This is a genomic window from Kitasatospora albolonga (assembly GCA_002082585.1).
Classification (GTDB): domain Bacteria; phylum Actinomycetota; class Actinomycetes; order Streptomycetales; family Streptomycetaceae; genus Streptomyces; species Streptomyces stephensoniae.
The window spans coordinates 1,781,903-1,797,014 of sequence record CP020563.1 but is presented as its reverse complement, the minus strand read 5'-3'; the positions used below and the strand labels follow the sequence as shown (position 1 = coordinate 1,797,014).

Below are 15,112 nucleotides of genomic sequence, written 5' to 3'. Positions count from 1 at the left end.
CGGAGCCACGCCCGGTTGCCCGCCGGAGCCATCCCCGTACGGGAGCGCGTCCGGCCGCTCCCCGGAGCCGTCCCCGTACGGGAACACATCCCCCTGCCCGCCGGAGCCGCCCCCGTACGACGGCGGTACGTCCGCCCCCAGCACGCCCAGCCCCGGATGCAGGTAGTCGGCGAGCCCCTCCACGGCCAGCCCCTGCCAGGCCGCCGCCCGTACCACCGAACGCTCCGTGCCCGGCGGCAGCTCCACCACCGCGTGCAGCCCCGCCGCGATCCCGGTGACCCGGACGTGCGGAGCGCGCTGCTCCAGGGCCGCCACCAGCTGGTCCCGGCGCCGCCGGTGGTGCTGCCGCATCCGGCGTACGTGCCGGTCGTACGCCCCCGAGCCGATGAAGTCCGCCAGCGTCAGCTGCTCGGTGGCGCTGGAGAACTGCTCGCGCTCGCCCTTCGCCGCGACGACCGGCGCCACCAGCCGCTCGGGCAGCACCATCCAGCCGATGCGCAGGGTGGGGGAGAGGCTCTTGCTGACGGACCCCAGCAGCACCACATGCTCCGGATCGAGCCCCTGGACGGCCCCCACCGGCTGCCGGTCGTAGCGGAACTCCCCGTCGTAGTCGTCCTCCACGACGAGCCCGCCCGTGGAGCGCGCCCAGTCGACCACCGCCGCCCGCCGCGCGGGGTGCAGGGGTCCGCCGGTCGGGAACTGGTGGGCGGGCGTGAGCAGCACCGCCCGGTCCCGGCGGGTCAGTTCGTCGACCCGGGCGCCGTCCTCGTCCACGCCCACCGGCCGGGTGCCGACGCCGTGCGAGGAGAGCAGCCCGCGGTGGAACGGCAGCCCGTACGCCTCCGCCGCCCAGGGCCCGCCCACCGTGTCCGCCAGCAGCCGCAGCCCGTGCGCGGCCCCCGAGCAGAGCACGATGCGTTCGGGCGAGGTCCGCACCCCGCGCACCCGGGCCAGATACTCGGCGAGCGCCTGCCGCAGTTCGGGCCGGCCGTGCGGATCACCGGGCCCGAACGCGTCGTTGGGGGCGGCGGAGAGCGCCCGGCGCGCGGAGGCCAGCCAGGCGGACCGGGGGAAGGCGGCGGGGTCCGGCTGCCCCTGGACCAGGTCGTGGACCGGGCGGGAGGGGCGTTGCGGGGTGCGCGGGCGGTGGGCGGGGGTGATGGGCGCGGCCCGCTCGGCGACCCGGGTGCCCGAGCCCTGGCGGGCGGCGAGCCACCCTTCCGCGACCAGCTCCGCGTAGGCGTCGGCCACGGTGTTGCGGGCCAGTCCGAGGTCGGCGGCGAGGGAGCGGTAGGGCGGCAGCCGGGTGCCGGGGGTGAGCCGCCCGCTGCGGATGGCCTCGCGGAGGGCGGTCATCAGGACGGCCCTGCGGTTGCCCGTCCCGGAGAGCTCCAACGGCAGATCGCTGCCCAGGATCTCCGCTGAATTGACCCATGAATCCGTCATGCGAGTGCACCCCGTAACCGGTCGCCTGTCCTCCTAGATTCGTACCCATGACGAGGCCCGAGAGCAAGTCGAACGACCGCGCGACCGCCGCCGCCCCCACCGTCCGGCCCAAGGCGCGCTCCGGTACCGCTCGGCTCGACTTCGCGAAGGCCGCCCCGGAGGTCTTCCGGGCGGTGATCGGCCTGGACGCGGCGGCCCGCGAGGGGCTGGACCCGGCGCTGGCCGACCTGGTCCAGATCCGGTCCTCGTACCTGAACCACTGCGCGCACTGCCTCCACATGCACACGACGGACGCGCGCCGGGCGGGGGAGAGCGAGGAGCGGCTGCACGCGGTGGGGGTGTGGCACGAGGCGCCCCACTTCTTCACGGAGAAGGAGCAGGCGGCCCTGGCCCTGACCGACGCGGTCACGCTGATCGCGGAGGCCGGGGTCCCGGACGCGGTGCACGGCCGGGCGGCGGCCCACTTCGAGGAGCAGGAGCTGGCCCGGCTGCTGGCCCTGATCCTCACTGCCAACACCTGGAACCGCATCGCCCTCGCCACGGCCAAACGCGCGGGCCCGCACGAACACTGACCCCGTACGCCGCTTCCGCCCCGGCCCGCGAACCCCGGGGCCGCGCGCCGGGGTTCGCGGCACACTGGCCACGGGATCAGGCTCCGGCCGCGGGGTCAGGCCCCGCGCGCGGGGTCAGGCCCCGCGCCCGAGCGCGTCCCGTACGGCTTCCTCGCTCCGTGCCACCACGGCCGTACCGTCATCGGCGGTGATGATCGGCCGCTGGATCAGCTTGGGGTGCTCGGACAGGGCGGCGATCCACCGCTCCCGCGAACCGGAGTCCCGCGCCCACTCCTTGAGGCCCAGCTCCTTGGCCACGGCCTCCTGGGTCCGGGCGATGTCCCACGGCTCGAGCCCGAGCCGCTCCAGGACATCCCGGATCTCCTCGGGCGAGGGCACGTCCTCCAGATAGCGCCGGACGGTGTAGTCGGCCCCTTCGGCGTCCAGCAGACTGACGGCGCCACGGCACTTGGAACAGGCCGGATTGATCCAGATCTCCATGGGGCCAAGGTTACGCGAGGGACCGCCGAAAACCCCTCTGGCCAGGGGCGATTGTCAGTGGGGGGCAGTAAAATGGAGGGAGTTCGTGAGGGTTCCACCACCCTGCCAGGAGGATGCCGAATGGCCGTTGCCGCAGCCACGACCGAGCCGCTCGACCGACAGCTCCCGATGCCCTTCCACCCACCGCTTCCCGCCCCTCCGGCGAAGAAGCGACTGCCCGCGGGCCGGCCCCGCGAGTGGTACGTCTCGCACAACCGCCGCCTCAAGGCCATGCGCCTGGCGATCGCCCTGCTCGACAGCGGGGTCTACCAGCCCGCCAGCGCGGGGAACCACCGGATACGGACCACCGCCGAGCGCCTGGGCATGCACCCGCCGTCCGACACGACCTGCCGCATGGTCCGCGCCCTGATCCGCTACGGCCGCTGACCCCCGACCCACTTCCCGTGCTGTGCCCCGGCCGGACCGCGAACCGTCTCGCCGGGGCACCGGCATGTTCCGGACCCGGAACCCACTGCACGTGGCGACGGCGAACGCCCCCGTCCACGGCAGGCCCCGCGCTGCCTCCTGACAGACGGATGAAGGAGGAGTCGGCTACCGCCCCTCCGTACCCCCGCCCCGCACCTCGTCCAGTGAGGTGCGCATGATCTCGGTGGCGCGGCCGAACCAGTCGGAGAGCACGGCGATCTCGTCGGGGGAGTAATCGGCGAACAGAGCGGCGAACCGCTGGTAGTTGGGCCCGTAGACCTCGAAGAGCCGGGCGGCGGCGGTCTCGTCGGCGACGACCCTGACCCGCCTGCGGTCGGCGGGGTCGCTCTGCCGACGGGCGTACCCGGCCCGTTCGAGCCGGGTGATGACGCCGGTGATGGCCCCGGTGGTGAGGTTGGCGCGCTGGGCCAGCTCACCCGCCGTGGCGGCCGTCCCGGTGCCCTGGGCCTCCAGGACGAAGCCCAGACAGGTCAGGTCGGTGATGTTGAGCCCGAGCCGTCCCGCGATGTCGTGCTGGGCGACGATGCCCAGCGCCATCAGCCGGTCCATCTGGGCGTGCGCCTGTTCCGGGGTGGCTTTCGCCCGCGGCTTGCCGTCCACGCAGAGAATCCCTTAGCATCTAAGTAACTTAGTTCGTGAGATAAAGCTCGTCCCGTTCAGCCTACTGTCCGGGCACCGGCCCCCAGGGAGAGTCATGAGTGCACACGGCCATGTCGACTTGGGCCACACCGTCGCAGGCTGGGCGGGCACGGCAACGGCGGTGCTGGGCTGCACGGTCACGGGCATCGCGGTGGTGGCGGTCTCCGCCCCCACGGCCCTGGCGGGCATCGGCATCACCGTCGGCGCCGCGCTGCTGACCTGGCTGCTCCACCTGGCGGGCTGGGGCAAGCCGAGCGGCCCCCGCCCCGAGAGCGAATGGCCCTGGCGGGTCCGCGACCGCGCCGCCCGCCGGGGCCACCCGGACTGCCTGGGCTGCCGCCTGGCGGGCCGGAGCGGACGCGCCCCCGAAAAGGCATCGAACGCCGTACCGGTTGCCTCTACTGTGACCGGATGACGACCGAGGCGATCATGCTGAAGGACGGCCCCGGCGCCGTCCGTCGCCCCGGGGCTGGGGGAGCACGATGAGCGACCTGTGGACCGGGGAGAAGGTACGCCTGCGGGGCATCGAACCGGCGGACTGGGAGGGCTTCCGCGCCCTGGCCCTGCACACCGTGGACGCCCGCAACGCCGACGTGGTCGAGCCCCCGCGCTCGGACGAGAGCTTCCGCGCCTGGGCCGCCGAGCGCGCGGCCCGCACGCCGAACCCCTCCGCGTACCAACTGGTCATCGAGACCCGCTTCGAGCACGCCTTCGTCGGCGCGGTATCGGTCGGCGAGACGGACGCCCGCGCGGGCCGCTTCCGTACGGGCATCGAGGTCACCCGCGAACACCGCCGCCAGGGCTACGCGGCCGAGGCCACCGAACTGGTCCTCACCTACATGTTCGCCGAACAGCGCAGCCACAAGTGCGAGGTGGAGGTCTACGCCTTCAACGACGCCTCCCTCGCCCTCTACCGCAGCCTCGGCTTCGTGGAGGAGGGCCGCCTGCGCCAGCACGAGTTCTTCGCGGGCACCTACCACGACGTGGTCCTGCTGGGCATCACGGCGGACGAGTACTGGGCGGGCCGGACGCGGCCTTCGCTGCGCTGAGGACGAGTCGGCTTCCGGCCGCCCGGCCGCCTGGAATCAGCCGGAACGCCCGGTCCGGCGGACACGGGCCGGGTACGCCCGCGACGATGCCTTGAGCGCACCGGACGACGGCTCGGGAGGCTTCGTGGGCAAGCAAGTCATGTGCGGATCTCGGCGGACGAAGACCGGCAAGCCGTGCCGGAATCCGGCGATGATCGGATACTCCCGGTGCCAGCTGCACCGGGGCGCGTGGACGCCCCCGCAGAAGAGGAAGACCAAGAAGCGGTAGCCGGACCCGGCCGTACACCCAGGTGCGGCTGTCCGGTCGATTCGGGACAAGGGAGACCCAGTGACCAGCTCAGTCCCGTGGCAGGAGAGCTTGTCCGAAGGCACCGAAGCGGTCCAGGACGAAGTGATCCGCTGGTACCGGCGGACGCCCGAGGGCCGGGCGTACATTCCGACCATGATCTGGGGCACCCTCCAGACGGAGGCGTACGCCACCGTGATCCTGGGGCAGGTCGTCGACTTCCTCGGGATTCCGGACGACGTGCCCGCAGGCGTGGCCAAGCGGATACGGCGGCAGCAGGTCCTGTACGACGGCGAGCACCGCTACGACGTCGTCCTCGGCGAGCAGGCCCTCTACACGAACATCGGCGGACCCGAGGTCATGCGGGAGCAGATCGACCGCATCCTCCGCGACCTCGCCCTGCCCTCCCTCACCCTCGGCATCATCCCCGCCTCAGCGCCCGTGGACATGCTCCCCGTCCATGCCTTCAGCCTGCACGGGGACGAGGTCCACGTCGAACTGGTCTCCTCGGGCGTGACCGTCACCGACCCCGCCGAACTCGACCTCTACCGCAAGGCGTTCAGCCGCCTGAGCGACGCGGCTCTGTACGGCGACGGGGCCGAGGAACTCCTGCGCAAGGCCCGGTCCTTCTGGAGCGGGGACCGGCACGGCTGACGGCACGGTTCGGGCACGGAACGGGCACGGAACGGCCGAGGGCCCCACCTCCGGGAGGAGGTGGGGCCCTCGGTGTCGACGCCGTGGTTTAGATGTCGAAGTACAGCTCGAACTCGTGCGGGTGCGGGCGCAGCTGGATCGGGGCGATCTCGTGCGTGCGCTTGTAGTCGATCCACGTCTCGATCAGGTCCGACGTGAAGACGCCGCCCGCCTGGAGGTACTCGTTGTCCGCCTCCAGGGCCTCGAGCACGGCCGGGAGGGACGTCGGGACCTGCTGGACGTTGGCGTGCTCCTCGGGAGCCAGCTCGTAGAGGTCCTTGTCGATCGGCTCGGCGGGCTCGATCTTGTTCTTCACGCCGTCCAGGCCCGCCATCAGCAGCGCCGAGAAGGCGAGGTACGGGTTGGAGGACGGGTCCGGGGCGCGGAACTCGACGCGCTTGGCCTTCGGGTTCGAGCCGGTGATCGGGATGCGCATCGCGGCGGAACGGTTCCGCTGCGAGTACACCATGTTGACCGGGGCCTCGAAGCCGGGCACCAGGCGGTGGTAGGAGTTCACCGTCGGGTTGGTGAAGGCCAGCAGCGACGGGGCGTGCTTGAGGATGCCGCCGATGTAGTAGCGCGCGGTGTCCGACAGACCGGCGTAACCCTGCTCGTCGTAGAAGAGGGGCTGGCCGCCCTGCCACAGCGACTGGTGGACGTGCATGCCCGAGCCGTTGTCACCGAAGATCGGCTTCGGCATGAAGGTCGCGGTCTTGCCGTTGCGCCAGGCGACGTTCTTCACGATGTACTTGAAGAGCATCAGGTCGTCGGCCGCGGCGAGCAGCGTGTTGAACTTGTAGTTGATCTCCGCCTGCCCGGCGGTGCCGACCTCGTGGTGCTGGCGCTCGACCTGGAGGCCGTTCTTGTCCAGCTCCAGGGAGATCTCGGCCCGCAGGTCGGCGAAGTGGTCGACCGGCGGGACCGGGAAGTAGCCGCCCTTGTAGCGGACCTTGTAGCCCCGGTTGTTCTCCAGCGCACCCGTGTTCCAGGCGCCGGCCTCGGAGTCGATGTGGTAGAAGCTCTCGTTCGCCGACGTCTGGAAGCGGACGTTGTCGAAGACGTAGAACTCGGCCTCCGGGCCGAAGTACGCGGTGTCCGCGATGCCGGTCGAGGCGAGGTACGCCTCGGCCTTCTTGGCGATGTTGCGCGGGTCACGGCTGTACTGCTCGCCCGTGATCGGGTCGTGGATGAAGAAGTTGATGTTGAGCGTCTTGTCGCGGCGGAACGGGTCCACCCGAGCCGTCGACAGGTCGGCGCGCAGCGCCATGTCGGACTCGTGGATGGCCTGGAAGCCGCGGATCGACGAACCGTCGAAGGCCAGTTCCTCGGCCGGGTCGAAGCTCGCTGCCGGGATCGTGAAGTGCTGCATCACCCCGGGCAGGTCGCAGAACCGGACATCGATGAACTTGACGTCCTTGTCACGGACGTAAGCCTGCACTTCGTCGGCGTTCTGGAACATCCAACTCCTCCTACTCCCGGCCCGAGGAGGGACGGGGTTGCAGCTCGTGGTGCGGCCAGTGCGGTGGCGCACGCTGGACCCGACCATAGGCAGGCGTGATTTCTCAAGCATGACCCATTTGTTTCGCCCAAGTTAACCGGGGCGGGGGTGGGCGGCATCTCAGCGGCTGTCTCCGCGCGGCTGTTTCCGTGCCCCGCCCGGCCGGAGGCAAACGTGGGCGCAGTACCGTGGACGGGTGGACAACAGGCAAGCAATCGGATCGTGGCTCTCGGGACCCCGCGCGGCGGCCGAGCAGATGGGCGCCGACTTCGGCTACCGCGGCGAGAGGCTCGGGCTGCCCGAGGAGGGGCCGGGGGCCATCGCGCCGCTCGGCCGCCGGTTCGGGGCGATCTTCATCGACTGGTCGCTCTGCATGGTGATCGCATACGGGCTGCTCGCCCGCGGTGACCAGCAGGCGGCGGGGAACTGGGCGCTCGGCATCTTCTTCCTCATGAGCGCCCTCACCGTCGGCACCATCGGCTGCACCCCCGGCAAGCGCCTCCTGGGGCTGCGCGTGGTCTCCGAGGACGGAGGCCGCCTCGGCTTCGTACGCGTCCTCGTCCGGACCGTCCTGCTCCTCCTCGTCATCCCGGCCCTCGTCTGGGACCGCGACGGGCGCGGCCTCCACGACCGGCTCGGCCGCGCCGTACAGGTCCGGATCTAGACAGAGGGGCCCCCACGCCGCGGCGTGGAACACGGCGGCCCCGGACCGTTCATCGGTCCGGGGCCGCCCGCGTACGTACGTCTCGATACGCCGTGCACGCCTGGTGCGCCTGCGGGGCGCGTCATGCGTCTGCCGGGTCAGCGCATCTTTCCGCCGCGCGGCATCCGCATGCCCTTGGGCATCGGACCCTTCGGCAGCGGCATGTTGCTCATGAGGTCGCCCATCGCGCGCAGCCGGTCGTTGGTGCTGGTCACCTGCGGGCCGGTCAGGACGCGGGGCAGCTTCAGCATCTTGGTGCGGACCTTCTTCAGGGGCACCTGGCCCTCGCCGTTGCCGACGATGATGTCGTGGACCGGGACGTCCACCACGATGCGGGCCATCTTCTTCTTCTCGGCCGCCAGCAGGCCCTTCACCCGGTTCGGGTTGCCCTCGGCGACCAGGACGATGCCGGCCTTGCCGACGGACCGGTGCACGACGTCCTGGCTGCGGTTCATCGCCACCGCGGGGGTCGTGGTCCAGCCGCGTCCGATCCGGTCCAGGACGGCGGCAGCCGCGCCGGGCTGGCCCTCCATCTGACCGAAGGCCGCTCGCTCGGCCCGTCGTCCGAAGACGATCGCCATCGCGAGGACGGCCAGGACGAAGCCCAGGATGCCCAGGTAGATCGGGTGGCCGATCACGAAGCCGATGCCGAGGAGGACACCGAACGTGGCGATTCCCACGCCCGCGACGATGAGTCCGATCTTGCTGTCGGACCGCCTGGTCATCTTGTAGGTCAGGGCGATCTGCTTGAGCCGCCCTGCGTTCTCGGCGCTGTTCGCGCCTTCGGTTTTTGCCTTCCTCGCCATGTACAGAAGTTTACGTGGCGAGGAAGCGACCTAGGAACGGTGGTCGGCCACCGCATCCAGCGCGTACTGGGTCTCCACCCGGTCCTTGGCGCGGCGGCGGTCCTCCAGGACGGCCGTCCAGGCGTTGCGGCGGGCGGTGCGCTGGCCGCTGCTCAGCAGCAGCGACTCGACGGCGCGCAGGGCGGTGGTGACGGACGGAAGGGCGTGGGCGCGGACCGGTGCGGCCTGCATGGTGTTCCCCCTCGGAGTGGATGCGCCCGGGGCGCGGACTGAGTACGGGAAGCGGTGACGGCGGCGGCCGCGGAAGCTGCCGCCGCGCGTGTACCTAGGGTCACTGTTCGGTGTTACCAGTGCGTGACCGGCCGGTCAAACACCAATGAACCCTTCATTCCGGCCCCTCGCACGCCGAAGCGGCCCGTACGCGTCCCTCACCTGCGGTGAGCGTACGAGCCGCCTCGGTCATGCGGTTACTGATGGGTACCGCCAGGTGAGCGGACTCACACAGCGGAGCCGTGCGGTGGGGCCCAGCGACCGGGCGCAGCGGCCTGGCTGCGGGGCCCGGCGACCGGGCTGCGGGCTCACACCGCCTGGGCGGCCGGCACGCTTCCGGCGACCGCGCCGCGCGCCTCCATCGCCTGCTGGAAGAGCCGGCCCGCGCGGTACGAGGACCGCACCAGCGGCCCCGACATCACGCCGGAGTAGCCGATCGCGTCGGCCTCGTCCTTCAGCTCGACGAACTCCATCGGCTTCACCCAGCGCTCGACCGGGTGGTGCCGTACGGAGGGGCGCAGGTACTGCGTAATCGTGATGAGCTCGCAACCCGCGTCGTACAGGTCCTGGAGCGCCTCGCTGACTTCCTCGCGGGTCTCGCCCATGCCGAGGATCAGGTTCGACTTGGTGATCAGACCGGCCTCGCGGGCCCGCGTGATGACCTCCAGGGACCGCTCGTAGCGGAAACCGGGGCGGATGCGCTTGAAGATCCGCGGCACCGTCTCCACGTTGTGCGCGAGCACCTCGGGGCGCGAGGAGAAGACCTCGGCGAGCTGCTCGGGGTCCGCGTTGAAGTCGGGGATCAGCAGCTCGACCTTGGTCGCGCCCGCCTCCCGCTCGGCGGTCAGCGTGTGGATCTGGCGCACGGTCTCCGCGTACAGCCAGGCACCGCCGTCCTCCAGGTCGTCACGGGCGACGCCGGTGATGGTGGCGTAGTTCAGGTCCATCGTGACGACGGACTCGCCGACCCGGCGGGGCTCGTCACGGTCCAGCGCCTGCGGCTTGCCTGTGTCGATCTGGCAGAAGTCGCAGCGCCGCGTGCACTGGTCGCCGCCGATGAGGAAGGTGGCCTCGCGGTCCTCCCAGCACTCGAAGATGTTGGGGCAGCCCGCCTCCTGGCAGACCGTGTGCAGTCCCTCGCCCTTCACGAGCGTCTGCAGCTGCTTGTACTCGGGGCCCATCTTCGCCCGCGTTTTGATCCACTCGGGCTTGCGCTCGATGGGGGTCTGGCTGTTTCGGACCTCCAGGCGCAGCATCTTGCGCCCGTCGGGTGCGACAGCGGACACTCCGGCTCCCCTTTGCTCTCTGCTGCGTTGGATTCGCGTCGGGTTCGCGTGGGATGCGCGAGCGATGCGCGAGGGATTCGCTTTGGATTCTTCGGCCAACCCCAGGGTACGCCCCCACATCGAACGGCCTTACGTCTGGCCAACCTGTGGCTGACGGGGCCTATTCCCAGGCTGGGCTACTGACCGGTACAGCCGGGGCCCTCACGCCGGGGCCGCGGCCTTCGGCTGCCCGACCGGCTGCCCGGCGGGCTGCTCGACCGGCTCCTCGGTCGCTCGCTCGGCCGACTGCCCGGCCGGCCGTTCGATCACGCGGGGCGCGAGCTCCGCGTTCTCCAGGATGTCCCGCAGGTGCTTCTCGGCGACCGGCAGCACCTCCTCGATGGTGATGTCCCGGCCCAGCTCGTTCGAGAGGGACGTGACCCCCGCGTCCCGGATGCCGCACGGCACGATCCGGTCGAACCAGGTGTTGTCCGGGTTCACGTTCAGCGCGAAGCCGTGCATCGTCACGCCCTTGGCGACCCGGATGCCGATCGCGGCCAGCTTGCGGTCCTCGCGGCGCTGGCCCGCGTTGGACGGGGCGTACTCGGGGCCGTTCAGCCGCGGGTCGAACTCCTCGTCCTGGAGCCTGGGGTCGAAGTCCAGCGAGAGCCCGCCGAGCGCCTGGCGCTGCTCGACCGGGTCGCCGAGCACCCAGACCCCGCTGCGGCCCTCGACCCGCGAGGTCTCCACCCCGAAGTCGGCGGCCGTACGGATCAGCGCGTCCTCCAGGCGGCGCACATGGGCGACCACGTCGACCGGGCGCGGCAGCTTCTGGATGGGGTAGCCGACGAGCTGCCCCGGGCCGTGCCAGGTGATCTTCCCGCCCCGGTCCACATCGATGACCGGAGTGCCGTCCAGCGGGCGTTCGCTGTCGGCGGTACGGCGGCCCGCCGTGTAGACGGGCGGGTGTTCCAGGAGCAGGCAGGTGTCCGGCACCAGGTCCTCGAACCGGGCCGCGTGCACCTCGCGCTGCTTCTGCCATGCCTCCTGGTACTCGACCGCCTCGTCGCCGAAGCCGAGACGGACGAACCGCAGCTCGCTCACGACAGATGCCTCCCTACGTCGGGCGCCGTGTGCCCGGGGGGTGTCCCCGGGATGGCGGCGCCCCGCACTGATCGCGCCCGCAACCACTGTACGACCGTCACCCGGCCGGCCCATCGGCAGGTGGAGAGCGGATCACCACCGGGGCGCCGCCGTCAGCTCGGTTCGCAATCCTCACACGATCGGATGAACGTGGAGCAAAGGGTGTCTCCGACCGCCCCGGCGGACGCTAAATTCGCGCCGTTCCCCAGGGGCTGCCCGGGCCCCCGAAGGCAGGAGACCGTACAGCTGATGTCGGAACGACCCCCGCAGCGCACGCCCAACCGCCGCCTCGCCTCACTCATCGCGGAAGCCGGGTTCTCCCACGCGGGCCTCGCCCGCCGGGTCGATCAGCTCGGCCTCGAACACGGACTGGACCTGCGGTACGACAAGACCTCGGTCACCCGCTGGCTCCGGGGGCAGCAGCCGCGCGGCACCACCCCCGCCCTGATCGCCGAGGTCTTCACCCGGCGGCTCGGGCGGCGGCTCTCCGCGCAGGACCTGGGCCTGGACGCCTGTGCCCCCGTCTACGCGGGGCTGGAGTTCGCGGCCACCCCCGCCGAGGCCGTCGACATCGTCAGCGGCCTGTGGCGCAAGGACTCCGGCACCCACACCGAGCTGCGCAAGATCGCGTTCACCCCCGCCGGTCTCGTCGTCCCCAGCCGGGACTGGCTGATCGGCCGCGCCGACGAGTGGGTGGCACGCGACGGCGGTGCGGACCGGCCGCCGGCCCCGCACCGCAGGCCGGGCGTCGGCACGGTCGGCGGCGCTCCGGGACGTACGGAACCGTTCCGTATGGAACCGGGGCGCACCGAACCAGGCCGTACGGAACAAGGCCGTACAGAACCTTTCCGTACCGAACCAGGCCGTACGGACGGCGCCCTGCGCACCGACCTCCGGGGCGCGCCCCGTCCCGGCGGCCCCGGCGGCCCCCTGCGCCCGGCCGGACGCCCCGCCCCGGGCGCCGCGCCGCCCGCCCCGGGGGAACCGTCCGGCGCGGACCGGACCGGCCCCGGAGCCGTATCCGGTGCGAGTACGGGTACGGGCGCGCTGCCCGTCGTCCCGCGCCAGCGGCAGACCGAGCGCGGCCCCGGCCAGCGGGTCAGCGGCGGGGACGTCTCCGCGCTGCGCTCGGTCGGTGAGCTCTTCCGCACCCTCGACCACACCTACGGCGGCGGCCACGCCCGCCAGGCGCTCGTGCGGTATCTGGAGCACGAGGCCGAGCCGATGCTCCGGGGGAGCTACGGCGAGACCACCGGACGCCGCCTCTTCGCCGCGGTCGCCGATCTGACCCGGCTGGCCGGCTGGACCTCGTTCGACATCGCCGCCCACGGCCTGGCCCAGCGGTACTTCGTCCAGGCGCTGCGGCTCGCCCAGGCCGCCGGGGACCGGGGCTACGGGGCGTACGTCCTGATCACCATGAGCCGTCAGGCCGTCTACCTCGGCCACGGCAGGGAGGCCGTCCAGCTCGCCCGCGTCGCCCAGCAGGGCATCGGCTCCGCCGCCCCGCCCCTCGTCCAGGCCCTGCTGCACTCGGTCGAGGCCCGCGGCCACGGCATCCTCGGTGAGGCGCGGGCCTGCACCGCCGCGCTGACCCGGGCCGAACACGCCCTGGAGGTGGCCCGCCCCGGGGACGAGGTCCCGCACTGGGCCCGCCTCTTCGACGAGGCCCAGCTCGCCCATGAGCTCGGCCACTGCCACCGGGATCTCCAGCAGTACCGGGCCGCCGCCCAGCACGCGGAGCGCTCGCTCCAGCTGCGTGCTCCGGCGTACGCCCGCAGCCGACTGTTCTGCCGGGTGGTGCTCGCCTCCGCCCGGCTGGGCCTCGGCGAGCTGGACCAGGCGTGCCAGCTGGGGGCGGAGGCGGCCCAGCAGGCGTCGGAGATGCGCTCGGTCCGGGCCGCCGAGTACGTACGCGCCTTCGAACGCAGCCTGGAGCCGTACCGGGACGCCGCGGCCGTACGCGGCTACCGGGACCGGGTCGCCGCGCTGGGCTGACCGTGGCCGGGCACCTGCCCGCGCGGGTTCCACGCCCTGGTGAAACCCGCGCGGGGAGGCGCCCGGGGCGGCGTACGGCGCGCGCAGGCGGAGCCCGTACGCCCCACGCCCCCACGTCCTACGGGGCCTGCACGTCCTACGCGTCCTGCGGCCCTTACGCCGCCTCCCGCAGTCCTGTGCCCTCCCCGTGCGCCGGGCGTACGCCCAGGTCGGTGAGGATCGCCTCGGCCGCCCGGCGCCCCGAGTGCAGCGCCCCCTGGACCGTGCTCGTGTCGCGGTGGTCGCCGCACACATACAGCCCGGCCAGCACCCGTACGGGCCGGTGCGGGTCGTGCGGGGCCTCCATCGCGGGGACCGCCTCCGGGTCGTGGTGGGCGGCCAGCAGCTCCCAGTCGTCCGTCGGCGTCCCGTACAGCCTCGCCAGATGCGTACGTACGGAACGGTCCAGGTCCGGCGGCGGGGTCCCGAGCACCGTCGAGGTGACCAGCGTCCGGCCCTCGGGGGCGCGCGAGGGGTCGACCTCGCTCATCACCGCCGTGTACGCCACCGGACCCGACCGGTCGCCGTCCAGCACCAGCGACCTGCCGGTCGGCGGCGGTACGGGCGCGGTGTGGTGGAGGACCGTCACCGGACGGAAGGCCGGTACCCGCAACCCCGGCAGCAGCTCGGCCGCGGCCCCCGCACCGGTCGCCAGCAGCAGGGAACGGCACCCCAGCTCGCCGTGCTCCTTGGTCCGTACGGTGGTGATGCCTGCGGCCGTGACATGCACCCCGGTCCGTACCGTGCCGGGCGGCAGCGCGGCGGCCAGCAGATCGGGCAGCGTTCCCGAACCGCCCGCCGGTACACACAGTCCGCCCCGCGCATAGTCGCGCAGCGCCAGATCCGCGCACCGGCTCGACGTGGTGAGGCCGGGATCGCCGAGCAGCGCGGAGAGCAGCGGGCGCAGGACGCCGTCCACCGTACGGGCGGGCATCTGGCCCGCCGCCAGCGCGGCCAGCGCCGTCCGCTCGGGGCGGGCCAGCAGCCGGGCCGTCGGAGTGGCGGCCAGCCGGGAGAGCGCCGCGCCGAGCCGGGCCCGGTCGATCGCGTCGGAGACCGTACGGCTGTTCCTGAGCCCGGTGCTTCTGAGTCCCGCGCTCCTGAGTCCGGTGCTCTTGACTCCTGTGGTGCCGGGCTCGGCGCCTCTGCCGCCGAGGCCCGCCCGCGAGACGAGCCGCAGATCGCTCCCGGACCCGCCCGGCGCGAGGTGGGGGGCGCTCGACCGGGTGCGTACGGCTCTGAGTGCGCCCCTCGCGCTCCGTAGGTCGGCGGTGCGATGGCGGCGGCCCTCACTGTGCACCAGCACCCCGGGGGCGAACTCCCGGAGTTCCGGGGTGCCGAGCCCCGGGGTGCCGGTCAGCTCCGGCCAGGAGGCGCAGAGCAGGGGGCCGAGCAGGTCGAGGCGGAAGCCGTCCACCTCACGGGTGGCCAGCCGGCCGCCCACGGTGGGGGCCGCCTCCAGAACACTGACGCCGACCCCTGCCCGGGTCAGCAGATGGGCCGCTGACAGGCCGGCGATCCCGGCCCCGATGATGATCACGTCCGCGTGGTGTGCCGTGCTGCGCACAAGCCCCTCCCCGAGTCGGTGCGACTGGTGGGGGGCTCTTGCCCCCAACAGGTCCCCGGAATGCCGGAGTTCGCATCGAGGTTAGGAGGATGGCTGATAGTGAGTCAGACGCGCGTGGCCGGGGGCACCGGGGCACGGGGTCGCACACGGGCCGCCGCGTACGGGCAAAGGCGCT

General features: G+C 72.4%; 15 protein-coding genes and 1 pseudogene. 7 read left to right on the top strand and 9 right to left on the bottom strand.

Going from position 1 to position 15,112, the window contains the following annotated elements; all coding sequences use genetic code 11:
* Positions 1–153 precede the first annotated feature (153 nt).
* Positions 154–1,446 (bottom strand): annotated as a pseudogene (locus B7C62_07780) (GntR family transcriptional regulator).
* 47 nt (positions 1,447–1,493) lie between these two features.
* Between B7C62_07780 and B7C62_07775 the strand changes: the two are divergent.
* Positions 1,494–2,018, top strand: a complete 525-nt coding sequence (locus B7C62_07775; protein ARF72184.1) for a 4-carboxymuconolactone decarboxylase — start codon at positions 1,494–1,496, stop codon at positions 2,016–2,018.
* A 114-nt stretch (positions 2,019–2,132) separates the two neighbouring features.
* Here B7C62_07775 and B7C62_07770 read toward each other — a convergent pair whose 3' ends face one another.
* Positions 2,133–2,498, bottom strand: a complete 366-nt coding sequence (locus B7C62_07770; GenBank protein ARF72183.1) for an arsenate reductase — start codon at positions 2,496–2,498, stop codon at positions 2,133–2,135.
* Between the two features lie 120 nt (positions 2,499–2,618).
* On the opposite strand from B7C62_07770, the gene B7C62_07765 reads away from it, so the two are divergent.
* The gene (locus tag B7C62_07765; GenBank protein ID ARF72182.1) at positions 2,619–2,924 is read left to right on the top strand and encodes a hypothetical protein; all 306 of its coding nucleotides are present in this window, start codon (positions 2,619–2,621) and stop codon (positions 2,922–2,924) included.
* A 165-nt stretch (positions 2,925–3,089) separates the two neighbouring features.
* On the opposite strand, the gene B7C62_07760 is transcribed toward B7C62_07765, so the two are convergent.
* Positions 3,090–3,584 carry a MarR family transcriptional regulator gene (locus B7C62_07760; GenBank protein ARF72181.1) on the bottom strand — a complete coding sequence of 165 codons (495 nt, stop codon included), beginning with the start codon at positions 3,582–3,584 and terminating at the stop codon, positions 3,090–3,092.
* Positions 3,585–3,678: 94 nt separating this feature from the next.
* On the opposite strand from B7C62_07760, the gene B7C62_07755 reads away from it, so the two are divergent.
* The 3 genes from B7C62_07755 (at position 3,679) to B7C62_07745 (ending at position 5,612) form a co-directional block, all read left to right on the top strand.
* Positions 3,679–4,038: a hypothetical protein gene (locus tag B7C62_07755; protein ID ARF72180.1), complete on the top strand. Its 360-nt coding sequence runs from the start codon at positions 3,679–3,681 to the stop codon at positions 4,036–4,038.
* Between the two features lie 67 nt (positions 4,039–4,105).
* Entirely contained in the window at positions 4,106–4,672 is a 567-nt protein-coding gene (locus tag B7C62_07750) for a GNAT family N-acetyltransferase (GenBank protein ARF72179.1), read from the top strand.
* Between the two features lie 328 nt (positions 4,673–5,000).
* Positions 5,001–5,612 carry a DNA-binding protein gene (locus B7C62_07745; GenBank protein ID ARF72178.1) on the top strand — a complete coding sequence of 204 codons (612 nt, stop codon included), beginning with the start codon at positions 5,001–5,003 and terminating at the stop codon, positions 5,610–5,612.
* Positions 5,613–5,700: 88 nt separating this feature from the next.
* On the opposite strand, the gene B7C62_07740 is transcribed toward B7C62_07745, so the two are convergent.
* Positions 5,701–7,110: a type I glutamate--ammonia ligase gene (locus tag B7C62_07740; protein ID ARF72177.1), complete on the bottom strand. Its 1,410-nt coding sequence runs from the start codon at positions 7,108–7,110 to the stop codon at positions 5,701–5,703.
* A gap of 295 nt (positions 7,111–7,405) precedes the next feature.
* On the opposite strand from B7C62_07740, the gene B7C62_07735 reads away from it, so the two are divergent.
* Positions 7,406–7,813, top strand: a complete 408-nt coding sequence (locus tag B7C62_07735; GenBank protein ID ARF72176.1) for an RDD family protein — start codon at positions 7,406–7,408, stop codon at positions 7,811–7,813.
* Between the two features lie 137 nt (positions 7,814–7,950).
* Here B7C62_07735 and B7C62_07730 read toward each other — a convergent pair whose 3' ends face one another.
* The 4 genes from B7C62_07730 to B7C62_07715 all read right to left on the bottom strand — a co-directional run bounded on the left by B7C62_07730 (position 7,951) and on the right by B7C62_07715 (position 11,297).
* Entirely contained in the window at positions 7,951–8,658 is a 708-nt protein-coding gene (locus tag B7C62_07730; protein ID ARF72175.1) for a hypothetical protein, read from the bottom strand.
* Positions 8,659–8,688: 30 nt separating this feature from the next.
* On the bottom strand, positions 8,689–8,889 hold the full coding sequence (locus B7C62_07725) for a hypothetical protein (GenBank protein ID ARF72174.1): 201 nt from the start codon (positions 8,887–8,889) through the stop codon (positions 8,689–8,691).
* Between the two features lie 347 nt (positions 8,890–9,236).
* The gene (locus tag B7C62_07720) at positions 9,237–10,214 is read right to left on the bottom strand and encodes a lipoyl synthase (protein ARF72173.1); all 978 of its coding nucleotides are present in this window, start codon (positions 10,212–10,214) and stop codon (positions 9,237–9,239) included.
* A gap of 201 nt (positions 10,215–10,415) precedes the next feature.
* On the bottom strand, positions 10,416–11,297 hold the full coding sequence (locus tag B7C62_07715) for a lipoate-protein ligase B (GenBank protein ARF72172.1): 882 nt from the start codon (positions 11,295–11,297) through the stop codon (positions 10,416–10,418).
* 288 nt (positions 11,298–11,585) lie between these two features.
* On the opposite strand from B7C62_07715, the gene B7C62_07710 reads away from it, so the two are divergent.
* Complete coding sequence (locus B7C62_07710) at positions 11,586–13,331, top strand: regulator (GenBank protein ARF72171.1); 1,746 nt, start codon at positions 11,586–11,588, stop codon at positions 13,329–13,331.
* Positions 13,332–13,485: 154 nt separating this feature from the next.
* Here B7C62_07710 and B7C62_07705 read toward each other — a convergent pair whose 3' ends face one another.
* On the bottom strand, positions 13,486–14,937 hold the full coding sequence (locus tag B7C62_07705) for an oxidoreductase (GenBank protein ARF72170.1): 1,452 nt from the start codon (positions 14,935–14,937) through the stop codon (positions 13,486–13,488).
* Between the last annotated feature and the right edge of the window lie 175 nt (positions 14,938–15,112).